Below are 20,348 nucleotides of genomic sequence, written 5' to 3' on the forward strand. Positions count from 1 at the left end.
GCTCTCCTGATCCGCTCCCCGTTTTCTCCGTCTGCGGGGCCTCCCAACAACTACGCCCGCGCGCGGGCGGAAGCAGGTCGCTTAGCGCAACATTGACCGCCGCCGACCGGATCTTGACGGATCGCTGACAGGCCGGCCGCGCGACGGGAGCGTCGGCGGCCGGCCGTGGCTCAGCAGCCGACGTCGCGGCTCATCAGGTCCGCGGTGGTTTCCCGGCGCACCAGTTCGCGGCACTGGCCGTGGCGCACCGCGACGATCGGGGGACGGCCGACGCTGTTGTAGGACGAGGCGAGGCTGTGGTGGTACGCGCCGGTGCATGGCACCGCGAGCACCTCGCCCGGCCGCAGGTCGACCGGCAGTTGCACGTCGGTGGCCAGGATGTCCCCGGCCTCACAGAACCGGCCCGCCACCGTCGCGGTCATGCTCGCGCAGATCGGGTGCCGGTTCGCGACGACGACGCTGTAGCGCGCGCCGTACAGCGCGACGCGTGGGTTGTCGCTCATCCCGCCGTCGACGGTGACGTAGGTGTGCCCGCCCTCGACATGCTTGACCGACAGCACCCGGTACAGCGTCACCCCGGAGCGGGCGACGATGGCCCGGCCGGGTTCGAGCGAAATGTGCGGGCGCGGGAAATGCTGCCGCGCGCACGCCGCGTCGAGTGCGTCCTCGATGATGGCGGCGAGCTCGGGAAGGTTCATTTCGGCGTCGCCGGTGCGGTAGGCGACCGCGTGCCCGCCGCCGAGGTCGAGCTCGGTGAGCAGGTGGCCGTGCTCTTGCCGGACCCGCGCCATCTCCGCGACCATCCGGCGCACCGCCTCGCCGTAGTAGTCCGGGTCGCAGATCTGCGAACCGAGGTGGCAGTGGAAGCCGATCAGGTTGAGCTTCGGCTGCCGAAGAATCCGCGCGACCGCCTCCGCGGCCGTGTCGCCGCCGAGCGGGAAGCCGAATTTCTGGTCGGTGACACCGGTTTTCACCGCCGGGTGCCCGTGCACGTCGATGCCGGGGGACAGGCGAAGCAGCACATTCTGGGAATCGGTGACCAACGCCGAGAGCAGCGTGATCTCGGCAAGCGAGTCCACCACGATCCGGCCGACACCGGCCTTGACCGCGGCGGTCAGTTCATCGAACGATTTTCCGTTGCCGTGCATGATGATTCGTCGCGGGGCGACGCCGGCGGCCAGTGCGATGGCCAGCTCGCCGGACGAGCAGACGTCCACCGACAGCCCCTCCTGGGAGACCCAGTTGGCGACCGCGCGGATCATCAGTGCTTTGCCCGCGTAGATGATCTCGGCCTCCGGGAAGGCCTTGCGGTAGGCCCGGCAGCGCTCCCTGACCTCGCGCTCGTCGAGGACATAGGTCGGAGTGCCGTACTGATCGGCGATGTCGGCCAGTGCCACCCCGCCGATCGTGATCCGCCCAGCGTCGTCGTAATGCGTGTCGCGCGGCCATACGGCCGAGTCCAGGCGCGAGGGCATTCCCGACTTCAGCGACGGGAAGATTTCCAGCAGCGTCACGGTGTCTCCTGTGTGCGCCCCCGCTATTCCGTATGCGGGGCCGATGTCAGGACTACGCCGATTCCTCTTGGGCAAACGTCCAGCTTACGACTGCTTGACGAACGGAAGGCCGATCTTGACGGAACGTTGACCAGGCCGTGAGCTGGGTCTCCGCGACGTTCAGCCGCCCAGCTTCTTGTAGAAGGCGCCCGCGATCGGCGCGGTGACGGCGCGCGGACCGTACTGCCCCGCGACGCTCATCCCCTTGCTGATCAGCCCCGGAACCACCCGCATCTTGTTGCGGGCCAGCGCGTCGATGGAGACCTTCGCGGTGTACTCGGACGACACCCACATGAAGCCGGGCACCAGGCGGTCGACGATCGACGCGTCGGCCGGGTCGGGCGCATCCGTGCGGACCGGCCCCGGCGCGAGCAGCGTGACATTGACACCGGACCCCTTGAGCTCGCCGCGCAACGACTCGGAGAACGTATTGGCGAACGCCTTGCTCGCCGCGTAGGTGGCGTTGTTCGGGATCGGCATGTTCCCCGCCGCCGATCCGCTGATCAAGATCCCGCCACCCCCGCGGGCAATCATTCCCGGCAGCACGGCAAGCGTGAGATCGTGCACCGCAACAGCATTGAGTTCCATCTGCGCGCGTTCGTAAGCCAGATCCAGCTCTGCCACCGCCCCGAACGTCGCGATCCCGGCGTTGTTGCACAGGATCGCGATATTGCGCGCCGACAATTCCTCGACCAATGCGCCGCGCTGGTCCCGATCGGCCAAATCGACCGCCCGCACCTCGGCAGCAACCCCGTGCGCCAACGTCAACCGCTCCGCGAGCTCGGAAAGCACCGCACCGCGCCGGGCAACCAATATCAGCGAATAGCCGCGCGCGGCCAGTTCAGCGGCCAGCGCGGTGCCGATGCCGGACGATGCGCCGGTAACCACCGCGCGATTCTCAGAAGTAGGGGAGGGCAAGCTCACAAGTGGAGCCTATGCGATGCATGGCCGGTCCAGACGACCACCATCACCCGTCCTACGGCCGCTGACGATGGTCGGACAGCGCTCCCGACGGGACATGACGGCGGCGCCACTCGCGAAATGCCGCAGCCAGGTGCTGTTGATCATGAAGGCGGCTACCCGGAGGGTGCCGGTGTCGTTGCCGGGCGCGGCAACGACACCGGCGCGTGCTCAGAGCCGGGCCGCGAGGCGGGTGCCCTGATCGATGGCGCGCTTGGCGTCCAGCTCGGCGGCGAGTTCGGCGCCGCCGATGAGGTACAGGTTCACACCCGCGGCGCGCAGCTCGTCCTCGAGGTCGCGGACGGATTCCTGGCCCGCGCAGATGATCACGTTGTCGACCGGGATCAATTGCGGGCGTTGGCGTTTCTCGCCGAAGCTGATGTGCAGGCCGTTGTCGTCGATGCGTTCATAGTTGACGCCGCCGATGTGCTCGACGCCCTTGGCCTTCAGCGCGGCGCGGTGCACCCAGCCGGTGGTCTTGCCGAGATCCTTGCCGAACGCGCTGGTCTTGCGTTGCAGCAGAACGACTTCGCGGGCGGCGGGCGATGGCTTCGGCGTGCTGAGCTGGCCGCGAACCTGCTCGTCGTCGGCGGTGACACCCCACTCTTCCTTCCACTCGTCGAGCTTCAGCGTGGGATGTCCCTCGACGGTGAGGAATTCGCTGACGTCGTAGCCGATGCCGCCCGCGCCGATGACCGCGACGCGCTTGCCGACCGGTCGCTCCTCCCGAACCAGCTCGGCATAGGACAGCACCATCGGGTGGTCGATGCCAGGGATGTTCGGGATGCGCGGCTTCACGCCGGTGGCGAGCACCACCTCGTCGTAGCGGGCCTCGATGAGTTCGGCGGCGGTCACGCGTTTATTCAAATGCACGGTCACGCCGGTGATTTCGAGCATCCGGCGGTAGTACCGGATGGACTCGTTGAATTCTTCCTTGCCCGGAATGCGGCGGGCGATGTCGAACTGGCCGCCGATCTTGTTGTCGGCCTCGAACAAATCCACCTGGTGGCCGCGTTCGGCGAGATTGACCGCCGCGGACAACCCGGCCGGTCCCGCGCCGACCACCGCGACGCGCTTGGTGCGCCGGGTGGGCAGCAACTTCAGCTCGGTCTCGTGTCCGGCGCGCGGGTTCAGCAGGCAGGACACGGTCTTGTGCTGGAAGGCGTGGTCCAGGCAGGCCTGGTTGCAGGCGATGCAGGTGTTGATCTCGTCGACCCGGTCCTGCTTGGCCTTGTTCACCCACTCGGGGTCGGTGAGGAACGGGCGGGCCAGCGACACCAATTGCGCGTCGCCGCGAGTCAGGATTTCCTCGGCGATCTCCGGCATGTTGATCCGGTTGGACGCGCACACCGGAATGTTCACCTGCTTGGTGATCTTCGCGGTGAACTCGACGAAAGCCGCGCGCGGCACCGAGGTGACAATGGTCGGGACGCGCGCCTCGTGCCAGCCGATATCGGTGTTCAGGATGTTCGCCCCGGCGGCTTCGAGTTCCTTTGCCAGCGCGACGATTTCGTCGAACGTCTGGCCCTTCTCGACCAGCTCGGCCATGGACAGCCGGAACACGATGATGAAGTTCGGGCCGACCGCGGCGCGGGTGCGACGCACGATCTCCACCGCGATCCGGCGCCGGTTCTCCGGCGAGCCACCCCACTTGTCGGTGCGCTTGTTGGTGCGCGGCGCGAGGAACTGGTTGATGAAATAACCTTCACCGCCCATGATTTCGCAGCCGTCGTACCCGGCGAACTGGGCCAGCCGCGCGCAGCGCGCGTAGTCATCGATGGTCTGCTCGATGCCCTTGGCCGAGAGCTTGCGCGGCCGGAACGGGTTGATCGGCGCCTTGATCGAGGACGCGGAAACGCTGCCGGGCATGTAGGAGTAGCGGCCAGCGTGCAGTATCTGGATGGCGATCTTGCCGCCCTCCTTGTGCACCGCCTTGGTGATCGCCCGGTGCCGGTAGGCCTCGGACTTGTTGGTCAGCTTGGCGCCGAACGGCAACAGCCAGCCGGTGCGGTTGGGCGCGTAGCCGCCGGTGATGATCAGTCCGACGCCGCCACGGGCACGTTCGGCGAAGTATGCGGCCAGCTTGTTGGTGTCCCAGGCGCGGTCCTCCAGCCCGGTGTGCATCGACCCCATCACCACGCGATTGCGCAAGGTGGTGAAGCCGAGATCAAGAGGTTCGAACAGATGGGGAAAGGAACTCATGCCCGTGCCTCGCTGACGCTCGGCTTCGGCATGCGTTCCGCACGCTGGCACATGATTCGCTCACTCATGGGCGCGTCTCACCTTTCTCCGGTACTCAATCCGCGCGCGGGGCTGTCGCAGGCGGGTGCAGGGCGTGTAGAACCTCGTCGCACCATTCGATGAACCCCGACTCCACGCGGACGCCCGCGCGCAAGACGAGGTATTGGTGCAGAGCCGTACCGGAGAGCTGATCCGGTGCCGGGAAGTCGCGTTTTTCGATGAGGCGATAGACGTCGAGGCGCTGGGCGTGTTCGTCGCGATGCCGGGCGACCTCGGTGCGCAGCGCGTTGATATCGCCATAGGCGGCGGCGCGGATCTTGACCGCGAGCTCGTTGCGCGGCGTGCCGGTGTCCGAGGGCTCGGCGATCCAGCGGGCCAATTCGGCGCGCCCCGCCTCGCTCGCCGCGTACACCTTCTTGTCCGGCCTGCCATCCTGCGTCACCGACTCGCTGTTCAGCCAGCCGGATTCCTCCATCCGCTTGAGCACGCGGTAGATCTGCTGATGCGTCGCGCTCCAGAAGTACCCGATGGACTTGTCGAAGCGGCGCGCCAGCTCATATCCGGAGCCGGCGCGCTCGGTCAGCGATACCAGCAGCGCATGCTCGAGGGCCATGCCGCAAGATTAACCGTAACACCCAGTACTATGCAACTGGGTGCATACGCTCAGCCCTGACGCCACTTCTCGTCGGTGAGAATCCCGCTGGCCTGCGGGCCCATCAGCAGCATGCCGCCGTCGACGACATACGACGCCCCGGTCACATAGCTGGCGGCCGGCGTGGCCAGGAAGGCGACCACCGCGGCGACTTCGCCCGCGTGTCCGGGGCGGCCAAGCGGGAAGCCGGGGCGGGGCTGCGTGCGCGGGTCGACATCCTCCTGGCCGGTGATCGGCGTCGAGATCTCACCGGGCGCCACCGAATTCACCGTGATGTCGTGCTCGGCCAGCTCCAGCGCGAGCACCTTGGTCAACGCGCCCAAGCCCGCCTTCGCGGCACAGTACGGCGCTGAGCCGACGCGTGGCGCGTGCTCGTGCACGCTGGTGATATTGATGATCCGACCGCCCCTGCCCGCCTCGATCATCCGCTTGGCGGCCCGCTGCGCGCAGAGGAACGCGCCGTCGAGATCGACCGAGATGACATGGCGCCAGGTGTCGAAATCCATGTCCATGGCCTTCTGCGCGGAGCCGACGCCCGCGCAATTGACCAAGACGTCGATGCCGCCGAGTTCGTCGGCCAGTTCATCGACCGCCGCTGTGGCAGTCGGCAAATCACCTAGATCCAGTCGGCGGATCGCTGCTTGGGCACCGCGCTCGCGCACTTGCCGAGCCGTGTCCTCGGCGCCCTGTTCATCGCTGTGGAAAGTGATACCGATATCGACGCCGCCGCCCGCCAAGGCCACGGCTATCGCCTTGCCGATGCCGGAGTCGGAACCGGTCACCACCGCGCGCAGCGGCGCGCCGGCCCGGTCTTGCGGTAATGGAGCAGTAGTAGCCATGTTCGCCGACTACCCGGGTACCCCAGGCCGAATCAGCGGTGCGGTACGTGTGTGGCCCACTCGGTGGCGGTTCGGCGGTTAGGCTGCGCGGCATGAGCGAGGTGGACGCGCGGGCGACCGTCGGGCAGGCCGCCGGGCGCGGGCAAGTGCTGGCGTGGGGGTTCTGGGACTGGGGATCGGCGGCGTTCCACGCGGTGATCCTGACCTTCGTGTTCTCGGTGTATCTCACCGACAAAGTCGGTGACGATCTGCCCGGTGGGATCTCGGCGAGTGCGTGGCTCGGCTGGTCGCTCGGCATCGGTGGCCTGGTGGTCGCGGTCACCGCGCCGATCTTCGGGCAGTGGTTCGACGCCACCGCGAAACGCAAACGCTCCCTTGCCGTGCTCACCGGACTCACCATTCTGTCGATGGCCGGGATGTTCTTCGTCCACGACGACTACCGGGACCTGTGGCTCGGCTTGGTGTTGCTGGCCCTGGGTGCGGCGTTCTTCGAGCTGGCCAACGTGCCGTACAACGCCATGCTGCGTCAGGTCTCGACCCCCGCCACGGTCGGCCGGGTCTCCGGATTCGGTTGGGCCATGGGATATTTCGGCGGCATATTCCTGCTGCTGATCTGCTACTTCGGCTTCATCTCCGGTGACGGCGACAATCGCGGCCTGCTCGGTGTGCCCACCGACGACGGGTTGAACATACGGTTGGTCGCGGTGGTCGCCGCGGTATGGTTCGCGACCTTCGCGTTGCCGGTGTTGTTCGCGGTGCCCGAATTGCCGCGCACCGACGCCGATCCCGGCGCGGCGAACGCCGGGTTCTTCGGGTCGTATCGGGTGCTGTGGCGTGACCTGCGTGAGCTCTGGGTCGTCGACCGGCGCGCCGTCGGTTTTCTGTTGGCGAGTGCGGTCTTTCGCGACGGGCTCGCGGGGGTGTTCACCTTCGGTGCCGTGCTGGCGGTCCGGGTGTACGGCATCGCCGACTCGGACGTGTTGCTCTTCGGTATCGCGGCCAATGTCGTTGCGGCCCTTGGCGCGGTGGTTGCGGGTCGGTTCGACGACCGCGGTGGACCCAAGATCGTCATCGTGGTCTCGCTCGCCTCGATGATCGTCTGCGGCGTGGCGTTGCTTCTGGTATCCGGCCCGTTGATGTTCTGGATATTCGGCCTCCTGCTGACCATATTCGTCGGCCCGGCCCAGTCCGCCGCCCGCTCGTTCCTCACCCGCCTGGCCCCACCCGGCCGCGAAGGGCAATTCTTCGGCCTCTACACCACCACCGGACGCGCCGTAACCTTCCTCGCCCCTACTCTTTTCGGTCTCTTCGTCTGGCTCTTCGACGCCGACCGCGCCGGTATTGTCGGCCTCCTGGTGGTGCTGGCCATCGGGCTGCTCGTCCTGCTTCCGGTCCGCTCGCCTGATCCGACGGAGGTTGTCTCGGCGCACCCGAAGCCCACCGAGTAACGGCGTCCACAACGAAAGCGCCTGTCTAGCATCGGTTCATGACGCTTTCCTATGTGGTAACCGGTAGCGGACGGGGGATCGGGCGGGCGATCGTGGAGCGGTTGCTCGGCGACGAGAATATTGTTGTAGCCGTTGAACGGGACGCCGATGCGCTGGCGTCGGCGGGTGACCGGGTGATTCCGGTGATCGGTGATGCGGCCGCTGAGGAGATCGCCGAAGAGGCCGCTGATCTCGCGCAGCGGGCGGGCACGTTGGCGGGGTGGGTGAATAATGCGGCGGTATTTCGGGACGCCTCAGTGCATTCCGCGTCGGCAACTCGGGTCGTCGAAATGATTACCGCGAATCTGGCACCAGCGGTCGTCGGCTGCACCACTGCGGTCCGGCGCTTTTTGCGTGCCGAAACCACTGGCGCGATCGTCAATATTACGTCGCACCAAGCGCAACGAGCGGTGCCCGGTGCGCTGCCCTACAGCACCGCGAAAGCCGCGATCGAGGGCCTGACGCGGGCGCTCACGGTGGAGTACGGCGCGCGGAATATCCGGGTGAATGCCGTCGCGCCCGGGTCGGTTGCTACCGAGCGGTACGCCGAATTCCTTGCGAGCCTTGATCCTTCGGTGGCGGAACGAGTCGAGCGGCAGATGGCGGATCTGCATCCGATCGGCCGGGTGGCGACCACCGCCGAAGTGGCGGCGGCGGTGGCGTATCTGCTCTCGGCGGACGCGAGCTTCGTCAACGGCGCGGTGCTGCCGGTGGATGGTGGCCGCTCGGTGCTCGCGATCGATCCGGAGGCTCGCTAGTAGCAGGATCATGCTATCCGCCTGCGGAAACCAACTCTTCGGCCTGTTCGGCCGGGTCTCGACAGCGACCGCGCAGGCATCATCGGCCGCGCGCTGGTCCGGTGCCTTGGTCTTGCCGCGATGCTGCCGCGCTCGCCCGCACCGAGAGGTCGTATCAGGCGGTGCCCTGCTGCCGGACGAAGACACAAGCCCCGGATAAGCAGGCGATTCCCTCCTCGACAACGCCGCGCTGAATCGGCATTCGCCGTACCGCCGGACGCTTTGGTGAATTCATGCTAAACGCATAAATACGCTAACTCGCAAACCCCCGGCGATCGAAGACACCTCGGTTTGTTTTCCGTTGCGGCGCACCATAATCGACATCTCGCTCTTGACTCGGCTGCGGGTGCGGTCGTATGGTCATCCCACGGCCTTAATACGGCCGCAGGAGGGTCGGTGGGGATACCAATACCCCCTCCATTGCGGGTATAAACACACGTCGTTGACAACTGGGTCAACAAAGTTGAGCGCGACGCCGATTTGAGCCTCGCCACGAGTCGGCGCATAAAGTCGAGTTAGCAAGTATTCATAATTGGACATCCCAATGGGGGGTAGTATGACAACGTCGGTAGCGATCGGCCAAAATCTATCGGCCATCGTTCAAGAAATCCAATTCGGTTCCGCACGGGCCATTCACGATCAGTTCAGCGGCGATGCCGCGGCCGAGTCGGCGAGCATGCTGAGATCAGCCGCCGAGGAGACCGTCGAGCGGGCACGCAAAGGTTCTACCGACGCCTTGACCGAGTTGCATCTTGCCCTCGAGTCCATTCACCGGTCGTATTTCGCCAAGCCGCGCCCCAACGAGTCATGGTGCAACCGGAAGGGGATTCTCGATCCGGTGCAGGCGATCCTCGAAGATTTCGTCATCGAGTACGAAGACCAGTGGATGGATGAGGGCGAGATTCCTTTCACCGACGATCCCGATCAGTTCGTCCAGCAATTGAAGGAAGCGGTCCGCGCCCACCCCGCCAACCGGCATCCCTTCTACATCGACTTTCTGCCATTCAAAGCCGGTGTCGCCGATATTCGATACTATCTTGCCCAGGAAACCGCCCTGGATCCGCGGTTCGACGATTTCATCGCGTTGATGCAATTGGGCTGCGACAGCCAGCAGAAGCTGGAGTTGGCCGGCAACTACTGGGACGAGATGGGCAACGGCAACCCCGCTCAGGTCCATACGGCGATGTTCGAGAACGCGATGCGCGAGGTGGGGGCGGATCCCGAGTTCGTCCGCACGCATCGGCTGGTGGAAACGCTCATCTGCGGGAACCTCTCGGCGACGCTGGCGGTGAATCCCCGGTTCTACTACCGCTCCATCGGCAGCTTCGCGGTGACGGAGTTCTTGTTCCCCCGCCGCTGCGCTCAACTCCTCGAGGCGTGGCGGCGCAACAACCTCTCCGTTCGCAACGGCGAGTACCACAAGGAGCACATCGGTATCGACGCCCGGCATGCGAGCGGGTTCTTCCGGAACGTCATCAAGCCCGAGATTCGCAAGGATCCGAGCGCCACCGGTGATATCTACTGGGGAGCGATAGCCCGGATGAACTCTTCGCAACGCTATCTCGATGCGCTGCTGAACGAGCTCGTCGCATGCTGATCGAGGTCGATGACAACGCGCTGGCGGTCCGGAAAGGCGAGACCAGCGTCGAGTCCGCCGCGTTCCATGCATGGTGTCTGTCCCTAAATATGCAGACCACCGAGCTACGCGTATCGGCTACCGCGGCGGATCTCGACGAGAACGAAAGAGAACTCGTCGTCGCCATTACCGAACTGTCGGATGTATTCGATGTTCCGTGCACCATCACCGTCCCGCCGTCCTGTGCACAACTGATCAACCAACTACCGCTCGAAACCGACTTCGTCACCGTGCGTATTTCCGGATGACCGAGCCATATAACCAGCCCCGATGAGCGGGCTGCACACTGAAAGGAAGACCTGTGTCCGAACTGCATGATCGTGGATTCACGTTTGTCACCCTTCCGCCGGCCGATGATGACGTGCTGTCCAGCTACGACGACCTCGAGCTCGACCCATACATGGCACATGGCACCAGGTACAAACGATTCTCACAGTACCGACTGAGCCTCTCGGCTGACGCGGGATGGCAGTTCGAACTGCTGCCACACCGTGCGTACGCGGCATACAAGAAATTCAATAACGTCGCAGGCGGCTTCCTCCGCGAGTACACGCCGATCGCCGTTGATTTTGTCAGCGCGATCAAGGCAGTCGTCGACAAGGAGCGCTTCCTCGATGAGACCTTCGACTGGCAGATCAATGTCCACCAGAACCGGAGCAAGGCGACGTTCGACAAGTCGGCAGAGCTCACGCCGGAGGGGATTCATCAGGACGGTCGCACGTTCGTGATCATCTGGGTCCTGAACAGGCACAATGTACGGGGCGGCGAAATGCGTCTCTGGCCCGCGAAAGACGCCGCCGAGCCGATGTGGCGCGGCACGCTCGGTGCGGGCGAGGCGGTGCTCCTCGATGATAAACGCGTCTTTCACGATGTGACGCCGATCGAACCGCACGGTTCGGAGACCGGCACCCGCGACATCCTCATCGTCTCGTTCTCCCCGTGGGACGAACGCTGGTATGGCGAGGAACACGAACGTGCGGTCCTCTCCGATGCAGTCTGAACCCGGCCCCGCCGATGACGGCGACACAGCGCTCTCCGCAGTGAGGCTGGTCAACGGTGCCTGTCCATTGGATTGCCCCGACGCGTGCAGTTGGACAGTCACCGTCGACGGGGATGAGCCGGTGAAACTGGCCGGGCGTAAAGATCACCCATTCACCGCGGGTTCGCTCTGCGTCAAGGTCGGCCAATACCTCGAACAGACCCGGTCACCCGCTCGGCTGCTGAATCCGAAACGTCGAGCGGGTCCGAAGGGGTCGGGGAAATTCGAGGATGTCGATTGGGCGACGGCGATCGACATGATCACCGACCGGCTCGAGAACGCGATCAATCGGTGGGGTGGGGAGTCGATATGGCCCTACCAAGGCACCGGCAACCTGGGTTATATCCAAGGCCTGCAGGGCAAGTCGGGCCAAAGGCTGTGGAACGCGATCGGCGCGTCACGTCATGACATGACGATCTGCTCGATCGCCGGACATGCAGGACTTGCGCGGTCCACCGGTATCTCGTTGGGGATAGACACCGAATCGTTGGCAGCGTCTCGCCTTGTGCTCATGTGGGGTGTCAACACGCTCAGTTCAGGGCATCATCTGTGGAAATTCGTGCAGCGGGCGCGTACGCACGGTGCGTGGATCGTCGCGATCGATCCGATCCGGACCCGGACGGCCAGACTTGCCGATGAGCACATCGCACCCCGTCCCGGCACCGACGCTCTGCTCATTCTGGCCCTGATCCACGAGCTGCTCACGCGCCAGGCGATCGACGTCGACTACATCGAGACGATGACCAATGGGTGGCCTGAGTTCCGCGACCGGCTGCCCGAATTCGCCCCCGCAGCCGTCGAAAAGACAACCGGCGTACCCGCATCGGTGATCGCGCGCCTTGCCGCAAGGATCGCGTCGTCGCCACCGGTAGGCATCCGTGCGGGGATGGGGTTGCAACGCCATGCCGGGGGCGGCAACGTGCTGCGATTGCTCGCATGCCTGTCGGCGGTAACCGGCGACTGGGGCCGCTACGGCGGTGGCGTGTCCTATTCGACCGACGGCTATTTCGGGCTCAACCGGGAAGCCCTCGAGCGCAACGACCTACGGGCGAAGCCGGCGCGAAGCCTGTCCATGACCCGGCTCGGCGACACACTCAACGATCCGGACCTGTCGCCGCCGGTCAAGGTTCTGTTCGTCTATGGCGCCAACCCCGTGGCAAGCTCGCCCGGCCAGGCCAACATCATCCGCGGATTGTCGCGCGAAGATCTGTTCACTGTGGTTGTCGACCACTTCCAAACCGACACCTGCGATTATGCCGATCTTATTCTGCCTGCGACGATGCAAACAGAGCACCTCGACATTCACGACGGAAACGGCCATATGTACATCGCATGGAACGAACCCGCCGTTGCTCCCGCGGGCCAGGCGCTGTCTACGACCGAAATTTTCCGTCGAATCGCCGCTGGACTACGGCTGAGCGAGCCGTGCCTCTATGACAGTGACCTCGAAATAGCTCGCCAGCTGATGAATTCCACGCACCCGTCGCTACACGGCATCACCCTGGAATCATTGCGTTCGCACGGATGGCAACGCCTGAATTACCCGGACAAGTTCATCCCCTTCGGCGATGGCTTTTACACCGCGAGTGGGAAATTCGAGTTCCCGACAAACACCGACTTCAGCGCGGAGACCGCGGCGGAGCCAGGAAAGGACGAGCGGTACCCGCTGACCCTGCTGGCGACCGCCGCGCACTACACACTCAACTCGACGTTCCTCAACAATGAGCTGCTTTCCCGCAAGTCGAGCGGGACCGCGGTCACCTTGAACCCTACGGACGCCGACGCTCGTGGAATCGGTACCGGCTGCCGCGTCAGGGTTTTCAACGGCCGAGGCGAATTCAGCACCCATGCCGAGATCAGCGATACGGTCCCACCGGGGGTCGTCGCGATGACAAAGGGCAGCTGGATCAAGATCGTCGGCGGCCCGACGGTGAACGCAACGGTGGAGGAACGCGACGCCGACCTGGGCGGTGGAGCGGTATTCCACGACAATAATGTCGACGTTCAGCCGCTCGACCGACAGGATACCGATGATTGACTGGAATTTGTTCTGGCCGTTCGTGCTCGCCGCGGTCGTGCTGGTGGTCGTACCCGGTCCGGATATGATTCTGATCGTCACTCTCGGCACTCGGCACGGTAAAACCGCCGGTGTGGCGGCCGCTGCGGGAGTGGCAATCGGGCTTACCGTCCATATCGCCATCACGGTGCTCGGACTATCCGCCCTGCTGCACAAATTCCCCGCCATGTACCAGGCGTTGAAATGGCTCGGCGTCATCTACCTCGTCTATCTTGCGATCTCGTCGTTTCGGGCCGACCACGCACCGGCCACCGGCGAGATATCCACTTCGAAAATCCTGCCCAAGCCGGTGCTGGCGTCATTTCGAAGTGCGACCATTACCAATTTATTGAATCCCAAAGTGATTCTGTTCAACCTTGCGTTCCTGCCCCAGTTCACCAACCCCGACCTGGGCAATGTGCCACAGCAGCTCACCATTCTGGGCCTTGTTCTCGTCGTGATCGATTTTGCGATCGACGGCCCCATCGGTTACCTGTCCGGCATGTTCGGTGACCGTATCGCAGACACCAGCAGCAGCTACGGTCGCAGAATCAACAACACCGCCGGGGCGATATTTCTCTGCTTGGCCGGCTGGTTGGCGACGACGTGACCGGAAGTGCAGACCAATGATTCGATTCACCAAGATGCAGGCCCTCGGCAACGACTACCTCGTGGTCGAACCCGGCCACCTCGAGCGTCCGATCGACGGCGCTCTCGTCCGGCAGTTGTGCGACCGGCATTTCGGTATCGGGGCGGACGGGGTGCTCCTCGGTCCGACCGAACGGATAGGCGAGAGTGGCGCCGAAACAACGATCGGTCTGCGGATCTTCAATTCCGACGGCTCCGAGTGCGAGAAGAGCGGTAACGGCTTGCGCATGTTCGCCGCGTACCTGCGCCGCAACTACCTGCCCGCCGATAAATTCGTGCTCGAGGTCTTGGCGGGCGACTGCCCGGTCGAGATCATCAGCACGGATCCGTGGGAGGTGTCGGTGGATATGGGGATGGCGGAGTCCCTCGGTGATATGGAATTGGAAACCCCCGAGGGCACGGTTATCCCCTTCCATCGCGTCGACATCGGCAATCCGCACGCCGTCGCCTTCGTTCCGGACGCCACCGAGGAATTGGCGCGAAGTGTCGGTGCCTGGGCTGCACACCACCCCGTATTCGGTCCGCACGGCACCAACGTTCAGCTCTGCACTGCCGTCGACAGGCAAACGTTGAAACTTCAGATTTGGGAACGTGGGGCTGGCTATACGCTGGCATCGGGAAGCAGCAGCTGCGCGGCAGCGTACAGTGCTTTCCGCGCTGGATACGTCGACCGATCGGTCACGGTTACCATGCCAGGTGGCGACGTAACCGTACTCATCGACAACGATCGTATTCATCTGCAGGGGCGCTGCGAGTTCGTCGCCCACGGCAGCACGTTTGACAGCTAGCGCCGCAAGGTGATCCGCCCACGGCCTGATCGTGCTGTCGGCCAAAACCGGGCAGCTGAAGACACTTCGGCGCACGTTCGCCGAGCAGGATGTCCACTCGATCGACTTCTGTGACGGCATGCTCGACGGATCGACCGAAGAACAGCTCGCCCGTGTCGCGGCGACTCCCGAGGAAGACATCATCCCGCTGTGCGTCGCGGCGTTCGGACCGGTAGACACCATCGACGCGCACACCCGCCGACTGTCACTGTGGCGATAGCGCGGACCGTGCAGGACGAACAGTCCTGACCGTCAACGCTCCTTCTGCGGCCACCACGCGCCCATGCCCAGCGCGATCAGTCTGACCTGTTGCACCGTGCGATCGATGATGACGTCCTGCTCGCGCGACGGCGCCGAAATGTAGGCGGCGATGCCGTCGGTGACCGTCGCGACCAGCAGATCGGCGGCGATCTCCAGATCCGGTGGCGTCCAGGAGTCCAGCGCGGGGACGCGGGAAAGATCAGCGACGAGCTCGCGAACGATCAGCTGGAGTTCCAGCGCGATCGACTTCCGCAGCGCCGCCGAGCCGCCGTGCCGTTCCCGGGTCAAGAAACCGAACAGTTCCCGCTTCGGCCCGACTTGCGCGAACACGAAACGCACCGTGTCGGACAGGCCGGCGTCCGGTTTGCGGCGCACCTCGCGTAGCGCGAGCCGCAGCGCCGTGATGCCGTCGTCGACCAGTGTCGCGCCGAGGTCGTCCAGCGAGGCGAAGTGCCGATAGAAGGCGGTCGGCACAATGCCCGCTGAGCGGGCGATTTCCCGCAGGCTCAGCGCGGCGAAACCGCGCTCGGCGGCCAGCGCCAGGGTGCCGTCCAGTAGCGCCTGTCTCGTGCGCTCCTTGCGCTCGCCTCGGGTTGCCGCCTGCTCGCTCATCACGGTGAGCATACATCCGTTCACCATTCGCCTAATCCCAATGTGTTGTTCGCGTCACATGTTTTGCCGGTTGACACCGGGGCCCTGCTATCAGTCACACTAGTTGAGTGTACAGACGTGCACTGAAATTGGAACGCAACGTCGCGGCTCCTGCAAGTCGATCAGCCCCGACAAGAGGCACGGAGTAACGAATGGTGGATCTCATCAACCTGGTGCAGACCCTGACCTCGCCGCATCCGCTGGATCGGTATCTGGAACTCGTGCGCCCCACCCTCACCGCGCGGGAGATGCGCGCCGAGATCGTCCACGTCGACCGCTCGGTGCCGGGATCGGTGACGCTCACCTTGCGCCCGACCCGACAGTGGAAAGGCCACGCCGCCGGGCAGTACGTCCAGATCGGCGTGGTTATCAACGGTGTCCGGCACGCCCGCTGCTATTCGCCGGTCGGTCCGGCTGGCCGAGGCAGGCACCTCCAGCTCACCGTCAAGGCGCACCCCGACGGTCTGGTATCGCAGTACCTCTACCGCAATGCCGAGCCCGGCATGGTGGTCGACCTCGAGCCGGCCGCCGGGGTATTCCGGCTGCCCGACCCGCGCCCGGAGCGGGTGCTGTTGATCAGCGGCGGCAGCGGCATCACGCCGGTGCTGTCGATGCTGCGCACCCTGGCCGACGAGGACTACCCGGGTGATGTCGTCTTCCTGCACTACGCGAAATCGCCCGAGGTGGTTCCGCACCGTGCGGAACTCGACGCGATCGCCGAGCGGCACAAGAACTTTCGTATCGAGCTGCGGCACCCGTGGCGGGCCGACACCACCCGGGTCGACCCGACCGCACCGTGGGTCGACGTGGCGCCCGCGAAGACCAGCGGGTACTTCGACTACGACGAACTGGAGCGGGTGGCGCCGTGGTTCGCCGACGCGCACACCTACGTCTGCGGCCCCCAGTCGCTGATGGCCGCGGTGCGCAAGATCTTCGAGGCCGAACAGCTCGACGACCGGCTGCACACCGAGGAATTCACCCTGTCGCTCGCGCCCGTCGACGCCGACGAGGCGTTCGGCACGGTGCGCTTCTCGGCCAGCGGCGTCGCCGCGGACAACAACGGCGCACCACTGCTGGAACAGGCCGAATCCGCCGGACTCACTCCGGAATACGGCTGCCGGATGGGAATTTGCTTCTCCTGCACCGCGGTTCGCCGCACCGGTTGCACCCGCAACCTGCGGACCGGGGAAACCGACAGTGACCCGGATCAGCCCATCCAGCTCTGCATCAACGCGCCCGTGGGCGACGTCGACATCGACATCTGACCAAGCAAAGGATTAATCGAATGACAATCCTGACCGAAACCAAAGACGGCCCGCTGGTACTGAGCCCGGACCAGATCGAAGAACTAGGCAAGGCGCTCGACGAGCTGCGTGCCAAGACCGTCGCCGACCTGGGCGACCGCGACCGCGAATACCTGTACTCGATCATCAAGGCACAGCGTGGTTTCGAGGTCGCCGGGCGCGGCCTGATGTACCTCGGCTTCCTGCCGCCGGTCTGGCTGGCCGCCGTCGCCGCGCTGAGCGTGTCGAAGATCCTGGACAACATGGAGATCGGCCACAACGTCATGCACGGCCAGTACGACTGGATGCGTGAGCCCGGCCTGAATTCCCGTGTCTTCGAATGGGATACGGTCTGCCCGGCGGACCAGTGGAAGCACTCGCACAACTACTTGCACCACACCTACACCAACATCCACAACAAGGACCGCGACATCGGCTACAGCATCCTGCGGATGGACGAGAGCCAGTCGTGGAACGTGCTGCGCCTCGGCCAGCCGCTGTACGCCTTCGCGCTGATGATGCTGTTCGAGTGGGGCGTGATGGGCCACGACCTCGAGGTCGAGAACGTGCTGAGCGGCAAGCGGAAATGGTCCGACGTCAAGCGATTGCTGCGCGGCCAGCTCCGCAAGGCGGGCAAGCAGGCGCTCAAGGACTACCTGGTGTTCCCGGCGCTGACCGGCCCGCTGTTCTTCAGCACCCTCGCGGGCAATGTCACCGCCAACCTGGTCCGCAACGTGTGGGCCTACTCGATCATCTTCTGCGGTCATTTCCCCACCGGCGTACAGACGTTCACCGAGGAGGAGACCGCCGACGAGACCCGCGGCGAGTGGTACATCCGGCAGATGCTCGGCTCGGCCAATATCAGCGGCAGCAGGCTGTTCCACATCATGTCCGGCAATTTGTCGCACCAGATCGAACACCACCTGTTCCCGGACATCCCGGCGGCCCGCTACCCGGAGATCGCACCGGAGGTCCGGGCATTGTGTGAAAAGTACGGGCTGCCGTACAACACGGGTCCGTTGGGCAAGCAGATCGGCTCGGTGTGGTGGAAGATTTGCAAGCTCGCACTGCCGCCGAGCTTGGTCAAGAGCGAATCGTCTCCCGGTGTTATTGTGATGCGTCAGCGAAAGGCAAGCGAAGTGGGCGTGTGAATGATCGGGAAATTCGAAAGTAACAAGGACCTCATTCAGGAATTGACGTCTTCCGGCGCGAAGCATGTCGGCAATATCGCCGGTATCATCGCGGGCACCGTCGCGGAGGTCACCAAGGAGATCGGTGATTGGTTCACCGACGCGATCGAGATGAACGAGGCCGCCGCGGCCGCCCGGCGTGATGCCCAAGCGCGGCGGGAGGCAGATCTCGAGCACGACGATCAGGAACCGCAGGCGCCGAAGCCGACGGTCGCCGATCCGGTGACCACCGAGACGTCGTTCGTCGACGCCGAGGTGGTCGAGCCGGGGGTCGACGAGACCCGCTGATCACCACACCGGCAGCCGGCGCCGGTGCTCGGCGACATCGGTGATGAGGTCCCGGTATCCGTCGGTCAGTTCGGCGAGCCTGCACCACTGCAGGTGGGCTTCCCCGTCCACCTGCACGGTGTGTGCCTGCCGCCGCGGTGTCTTTCGCAAAGCCCGTTGTGCCGCAACCCATTTCGCGGCCAGCCGGTCGATCACCGCGCCGAGCGTCTCGGTATGCAGCGAGGCGCCGCCGCGGTGCTCGATATTGTCGGCCACCCACGCGTCGATCCGTCCGATGAGTTCGGCCCGATCTCGATCGATGTCCTCGACCAATTTGCTGCACGCCGCGACCCGCCCGCTGGCGGCGTCCGGTGCGTGCGCCGCTTCGACCGTCTTGTGCCGTCGCTCATGGCATTCGACGAGTTCGCGCGCCGCCCGCAGCACGATGTGCTTGTGCCGGTTCGGATCGTCGCGGAAGGCGCGCAATAGTTCCATGGGTGATGGCAGCTCTTCGGTCCCGATACGGACTGCTGCGAATTCGGTCGGCATATGCGCACACCCCTGCGGTAACGATCCATTGGATGCGCCAGGGCCGAGGGGGATTTCGGGGAGGGGCACCCCTCGGCTCCGGCGCAGCCCCGAGCTCGGACGTCGCCCCCCACAGTCCACCAGCACGGCAAAGAAACCGGGAAATCCGCGACGATGCGATGAGGAAGACGCCCCGAGAAATCGGGACTCTTTCAGGAAAGCGCGGTTGCCTAATCGGCGCAATAGTATGGTGTACGAATCCGAAAGCCGCTTGTAAATTGTTATGATCCGTCACGGATCGGTCACATCAGTGCACCGTCGCCGAGGCCGACATGAAGACATGAGCGCATGGGCAGCAACCGATTCGGCGCGGCGGCTGCGCGGCGTCGTTGGATAGGCTAACCTCGATGTTCGTGCCCGCCTACGTGTCTTCACCCGAGCTGACATTCGGGTTCATGTTCGCGCTAGAAGACCCCGAGCGAATCGGCGAGGTGGTCCGCACCCTCATCGTGCGCAAGACCGTATCGGTCTTCCGTCTGGCCAGACTCTCCGACGACGACGGGCCGCCCGAGCGCTATGTGGTGAACTGGGCCGCCATACCCCAGATTTCGATCACCACCGCCGTGCCCGACACCGACGAGCTGCAGGCGCAACGGATCATGCTGGTCAACGCGTTCCTCAGCGAGGATGGCGAAGTAAGCCTGTACTCGGCGCAGGGGAGCGGGCCGGGCTAGTCGTCCTGCCATTCCGGAACACCGAAGAGCGCCATGGTGATCTGGTACAGATGTCCACTCAGCGTCGGCAGTGCCTGTGGTCCGGGACCCTCCAGGCAATCGCGGATGCGATCGTCCACGGCGCCGATGAGCGCGTCGAAGATGTCCGCCGGAATGTCCACCGGAATATCGCCTGCGGCGCGGCCGATCCGGAAGGCCGCGCGCATCCGGTTCGCCAGCAGCGTTTTCATCTGACGGCGCTGTTCGGCGACGATCGGGCCTGCCACCAGGCATTCGATATGCAGCGCGCGGGCATAGATGCCGTTGTCGGCCAGCACCTGCAGATAGGTCTGCAGCGTCGTGCGAATGAGTGCCCGCCACTCGGCGCGCGGCGTGGCCTGCACGCTGGTGTCCAACTCGCTGAGCACCAGTCCGACCGCGGCTTCGAAGGCCTCGGCGAAGCAGTCGTCCCGGCCGCGGAACAGCTCGTAGAAGGTGCGCCGCGAGACGGTGGCGCGGGCCACGATATCGCCGACCGTCGTTGCCGCGTAACCGCGTTCGGCGACCGCCTCCAACACCCCCAGATACATCCGCATGCGCTGCGAATGAGCGACCGCCTCCGGCGCCATGCCGTGGGTGCCGCGTGGCAGGCGACCGCGATCGACACCGGCTTCGAGTCCCATTCCCCGAGGATAGCCACCGCTCGGCAGTGACCAGGGT

General features: G+C 64.8%; 21 protein-coding genes. 13 read left to right on the top strand and 8 right to left on the bottom strand.

The features are described 5' to 3' along the window. Positions 1–170 precede the first annotated feature (170 nt). From lysA to KV110_RS08685, 5 genes are all read right to left on the bottom strand, one after another. Positions 171–1,514 carry a diaminopimelate decarboxylase gene (lysA, locus tag KV110_RS08665; RefSeq protein ID WP_218474959.1) on the bottom strand — a complete coding sequence of 448 codons (1,344 nt, stop codon included), beginning with the start codon at positions 1,512–1,514 and terminating at the stop codon, positions 171–173. Between the two features lie 159 nt (positions 1,515–1,673). Then, positions 1,674–2,477 (bottom strand): mycolate reductase, encoded by an 804-nt coding sequence (cmrA, locus tag KV110_RS08670; RefSeq protein WP_218474960.1) that lies wholly within the window; start codon positions 2,475–2,477, stop codon positions 1,674–1,676. A 207-nt stretch (positions 2,478–2,684) separates the two neighbouring features. Continuing rightward, the gene (locus KV110_RS08675) at positions 2,685–4,715 is read right to left on the bottom strand and encodes an NADPH-dependent 2,4-dienoyl-CoA reductase (protein ID WP_218474962.1); all 2,031 of its coding nucleotides are present in this window, start codon (positions 4,713–4,715) and stop codon (positions 2,685–2,687) included. Positions 4,716–4,809: 94 nt separating this feature from the next. Continuing rightward, positions 4,810–5,367 carry a PadR family transcriptional regulator gene (locus tag KV110_RS08680; RefSeq protein ID WP_218474963.1) on the bottom strand — a complete coding sequence of 186 codons (558 nt, stop codon included), beginning with the start codon at positions 5,365–5,367 and terminating at the stop codon, positions 4,810–4,812. 50 nt (positions 5,368–5,417) lie between these two features. Beyond that, entirely contained in the window at positions 5,418–6,245 is an 828-nt protein-coding gene (locus KV110_RS08685; protein ID WP_218474965.1) for an SDR family oxidoreductase, read from the bottom strand. Between the two features lie 92 nt (positions 6,246–6,337). On the opposite strand from KV110_RS08685, the gene KV110_RS08690 reads away from it, so the two are divergent. The 9 genes from KV110_RS08690 (at position 6,338) to KV110_RS08730 (ending at position 14,955) form a co-directional block, all read left to right on the top strand. Then, complete coding sequence (locus tag KV110_RS08690; RefSeq protein WP_218474967.1) at positions 6,338–7,693, top strand: MFS transporter; 1,356 nt, start codon at positions 6,338–6,340, stop codon at positions 7,691–7,693. A 38-nt stretch (positions 7,694–7,731) separates the two neighbouring features. Further along, positions 7,732–8,490: an SDR family NAD(P)-dependent oxidoreductase gene (locus KV110_RS08695; RefSeq protein WP_218474968.1), complete on the top strand. Its 759-nt coding sequence runs from the start codon at positions 7,732–7,734 to the stop codon at positions 8,488–8,490. 877 nt (positions 8,491–9,367) lie between these two features. After that, on the top strand, positions 9,368–10,126 hold the full coding sequence (locus KV110_RS08700; RefSeq protein WP_246634413.1) for an iron-containing redox enzyme family protein: 759 nt from the start codon (positions 9,368–9,370) through the stop codon (positions 10,124–10,126). Next, positions 10,120–10,413 (top strand): hypothetical protein, encoded by a 294-nt coding sequence (locus KV110_RS08705; RefSeq protein ID WP_218474970.1) that lies wholly within the window; start codon positions 10,120–10,122, stop codon positions 10,411–10,413. The genes KV110_RS08700 and KV110_RS08705 overlap by 7 nt, the downstream gene beginning before the upstream one ends. A 53-nt stretch (positions 10,414–10,466) precedes the next feature. Further along, a complete protein-coding gene (locus tag KV110_RS08710) occupies positions 10,467–11,165 on the top strand; it encodes a 2OG-Fe dioxygenase family protein (RefSeq protein ID WP_246634414.1) in 699 nt (232 codons plus the stop codon). Then, positions 11,155–13,242, top strand: a complete 2,088-nt coding sequence (locus KV110_RS08715; protein ID WP_218474972.1) for a molybdopterin-containing oxidoreductase family protein — start codon at positions 11,155–11,157, stop codon at positions 13,240–13,242. The genes KV110_RS08710 and KV110_RS08715 overlap by 11 nt, the downstream gene beginning before the upstream one ends. After that, on the top strand, positions 13,235–13,870 hold the full coding sequence (locus KV110_RS08720) for a LysE family translocator (protein WP_218474974.1): 636 nt from the start codon (positions 13,235–13,237) through the stop codon (positions 13,868–13,870). Before KV110_RS08715 ends, KV110_RS08720 begins: the two co-directional genes overlap by 8 nt. A gap of 16 nt (positions 13,871–13,886) precedes the next feature. Next, the gene (dapF, locus tag KV110_RS08725; RefSeq protein ID WP_281427817.1) at positions 13,887–14,696 is read left to right on the top strand and encodes a diaminopimelate epimerase; all 810 of its coding nucleotides are present in this window, start codon (positions 13,887–13,889) and stop codon (positions 14,694–14,696) included. Between the two features lie 28 nt (positions 14,697–14,724). Further along, on the top strand, positions 14,725–14,955 hold the full coding sequence (locus KV110_RS08730) for a DUF2000 family protein (protein WP_343224196.1): 231 nt from the start codon (positions 14,725–14,727) through the stop codon (positions 14,953–14,955). Positions 14,956–14,987: 32 nt separating this feature from the next. Here KV110_RS08730 and KV110_RS08735 read toward each other — a convergent pair whose 3' ends face one another. Continuing rightward, positions 14,988–15,608: a TetR family transcriptional regulator gene (locus KV110_RS08735; protein WP_246634415.1), complete on the bottom strand. Its 621-nt coding sequence runs from the start codon at positions 15,606–15,608 to the stop codon at positions 14,988–14,990. 191 nt (positions 15,609–15,799) lie between these two features. Here KV110_RS08735 and KV110_RS08740 point away from each other — a divergent pair, with 191 nt between their 5' ends. From KV110_RS08740 to KV110_RS08750, 3 genes are read left to right on the top strand one after another with little or no spacing between them, the layout of a single operon-like run. Next, positions 15,800–16,912, top strand: coding sequence for a ferredoxin reductase (locus KV110_RS08740; RefSeq protein ID WP_218474982.1), 1,113 nt, complete (start codon positions 15,800–15,802; stop codon positions 16,910–16,912). Between the two features lie 20 nt (positions 16,913–16,932). Further along, positions 16,933–18,081, top strand: coding sequence for a fatty acid desaturase family protein (locus KV110_RS08745; RefSeq protein WP_218474984.1), 1,149 nt, complete (start codon positions 16,933–16,935; stop codon positions 18,079–18,081). After that, positions 18,082–18,408, top strand: a complete 327-nt coding sequence (locus KV110_RS08750) for a hypothetical protein (RefSeq protein ID WP_218474986.1) — start codon at positions 18,082–18,084, stop codon at positions 18,406–18,408. Here the strand turns inward: KV110_RS08750 and KV110_RS08755 are convergent, their stop codons facing one another. Next, positions 18,409–18,936 (bottom strand): DUF4254 domain-containing protein, encoded by a 528-nt coding sequence (locus tag KV110_RS08755; RefSeq protein ID WP_218474987.1) that lies wholly within the window; start codon positions 18,934–18,936, stop codon positions 18,409–18,411. It abuts the gene before it with no gap. 386 nt (positions 18,937–19,322) lie between these two features. Here KV110_RS08755 and KV110_RS08760 point away from each other — a divergent pair, with 386 nt between their 5' ends. Next, on the top strand, positions 19,323–19,649 hold the full coding sequence (locus tag KV110_RS08760) for a hypothetical protein (RefSeq protein ID WP_246634416.1): 327 nt from the start codon (positions 19,323–19,325) through the stop codon (positions 19,647–19,649). On the opposite strand, the gene KV110_RS08765 is transcribed toward KV110_RS08760, so the two are convergent. Next, entirely contained in the window at positions 19,646–20,311 is a 666-nt protein-coding gene (locus KV110_RS08765) for a TetR/AcrR family transcriptional regulator (RefSeq protein WP_218474989.1), read from the bottom strand. The two genes, KV110_RS08760 and KV110_RS08765, sit on opposite strands and share 4 nt — an antisense overlap. Between the last annotated feature and the right edge of the window lie 37 nt (positions 20,312–20,348).

The organism is Nocardia iowensis (assembly GCF_019222765.1).
In the GTDB taxonomy this organism is placed as follows: Bacteria; Actinomycetota; Actinomycetes; order Mycobacteriales; family Mycobacteriaceae; genus Nocardia; species Nocardia iowensis.

What these genes read in the sequence shown, in the direction of transcription:
- KV110_RS08675 (WP_218474962.1), bottom strand. Translation starts at nt 4,715, where the DNA reads ATGAGTTCCTTTCCCCATCTGTTCGAACCTCTTGATCTCGGCTTCACC.
- KV110_RS08695 (WP_218474968.1), top strand. Translation starts at nt 7,732, where the DNA reads ATGACGCTTTCCTATGTGGTAACCGGTAGCGGACGGGGGATCGGGCGG.
- KV110_RS08715 (WP_218474972.1), top strand. Translation starts at nt 11,155, where the DNA reads ATGCAGTCTGAACCCGGCCCCGCCGATGACGGCGACACAGCGCTCTCC.
- KV110_RS08720 (WP_218474974.1), top strand. Translation starts at nt 13,235, where the DNA reads ATGATTGACTGGAATTTGTTCTGGCCGTTCGTGCTCGCCGCGGTCGTG.
- KV110_RS08685 (WP_218474965.1), bottom strand. Translation starts at nt 6,245, where the DNA reads ATGGCTACTACTGCTCCATTACCGCAAGACCGGGCCGGCGCGCCGCTG.
- KV110_RS08745 (WP_218474984.1), top strand. Translation starts at nt 16,933, where the DNA reads ATGACAATCCTGACCGAAACCAAAGACGGCCCGCTGGTACTGAGCCCG.
- dapF (WP_281427817.1), top strand. Translation starts at nt 13,887, where the DNA reads ATGATTCGATTCACCAAGATGCAGGCCCTCGGCAACGACTACCTCGTG.
- KV110_RS08690 (WP_218474967.1), top strand. Translation starts at nt 6,338, where the DNA reads ATGAGCGAGGTGGACGCGCGGGCGACCGTCGGGCAGGCCGCCGGGCGC.
- KV110_RS08760 (WP_246634416.1), top strand. Translation starts at nt 19,323, where the DNA reads ATGTTCGTGCCCGCCTACGTGTCTTCACCCGAGCTGACATTCGGGTTC.
- KV110_RS08755 (WP_218474987.1), bottom strand. Translation starts at nt 18,936, where the DNA reads ATGCCGACCGAATTCGCAGCAGTCCGTATCGGGACCGAAGAGCTGCCA.
- KV110_RS08705 (WP_218474970.1), top strand. Translation starts at nt 10,120, where the DNA reads ATGCTGATCGAGGTCGATGACAACGCGCTGGCGGTCCGGAAAGGCGAG.
- KV110_RS08680 (WP_218474963.1), bottom strand. Translation starts at nt 5,367, where the DNA reads ATGGCCCTCGAGCATGCGCTGCTGGTATCGCTGACCGAGCGCGCCGGC.
- KV110_RS08740 (WP_218474982.1), top strand. Translation starts at nt 15,800, where the DNA reads ATGGTGGATCTCATCAACCTGGTGCAGACCCTGACCTCGCCGCATCCG.
- KV110_RS08735 (WP_246634415.1), bottom strand. Translation starts at nt 15,608, where the DNA reads ATGAGCGAGCAGGCGGCAACCCGAGGCGAGCGCAAGGAGCGCACGAGA.
- KV110_RS08750 (WP_218474986.1), top strand. Translation starts at nt 18,082, where the DNA reads ATGATCGGGAAATTCGAAAGTAACAAGGACCTCATTCAGGAATTGACG.
- KV110_RS08765 (WP_218474989.1), bottom strand. Translation starts at nt 20,311, where the DNA reads ATGGGACTCGAAGCCGGTGTCGATCGCGGTCGCCTGCCACGCGGCACC.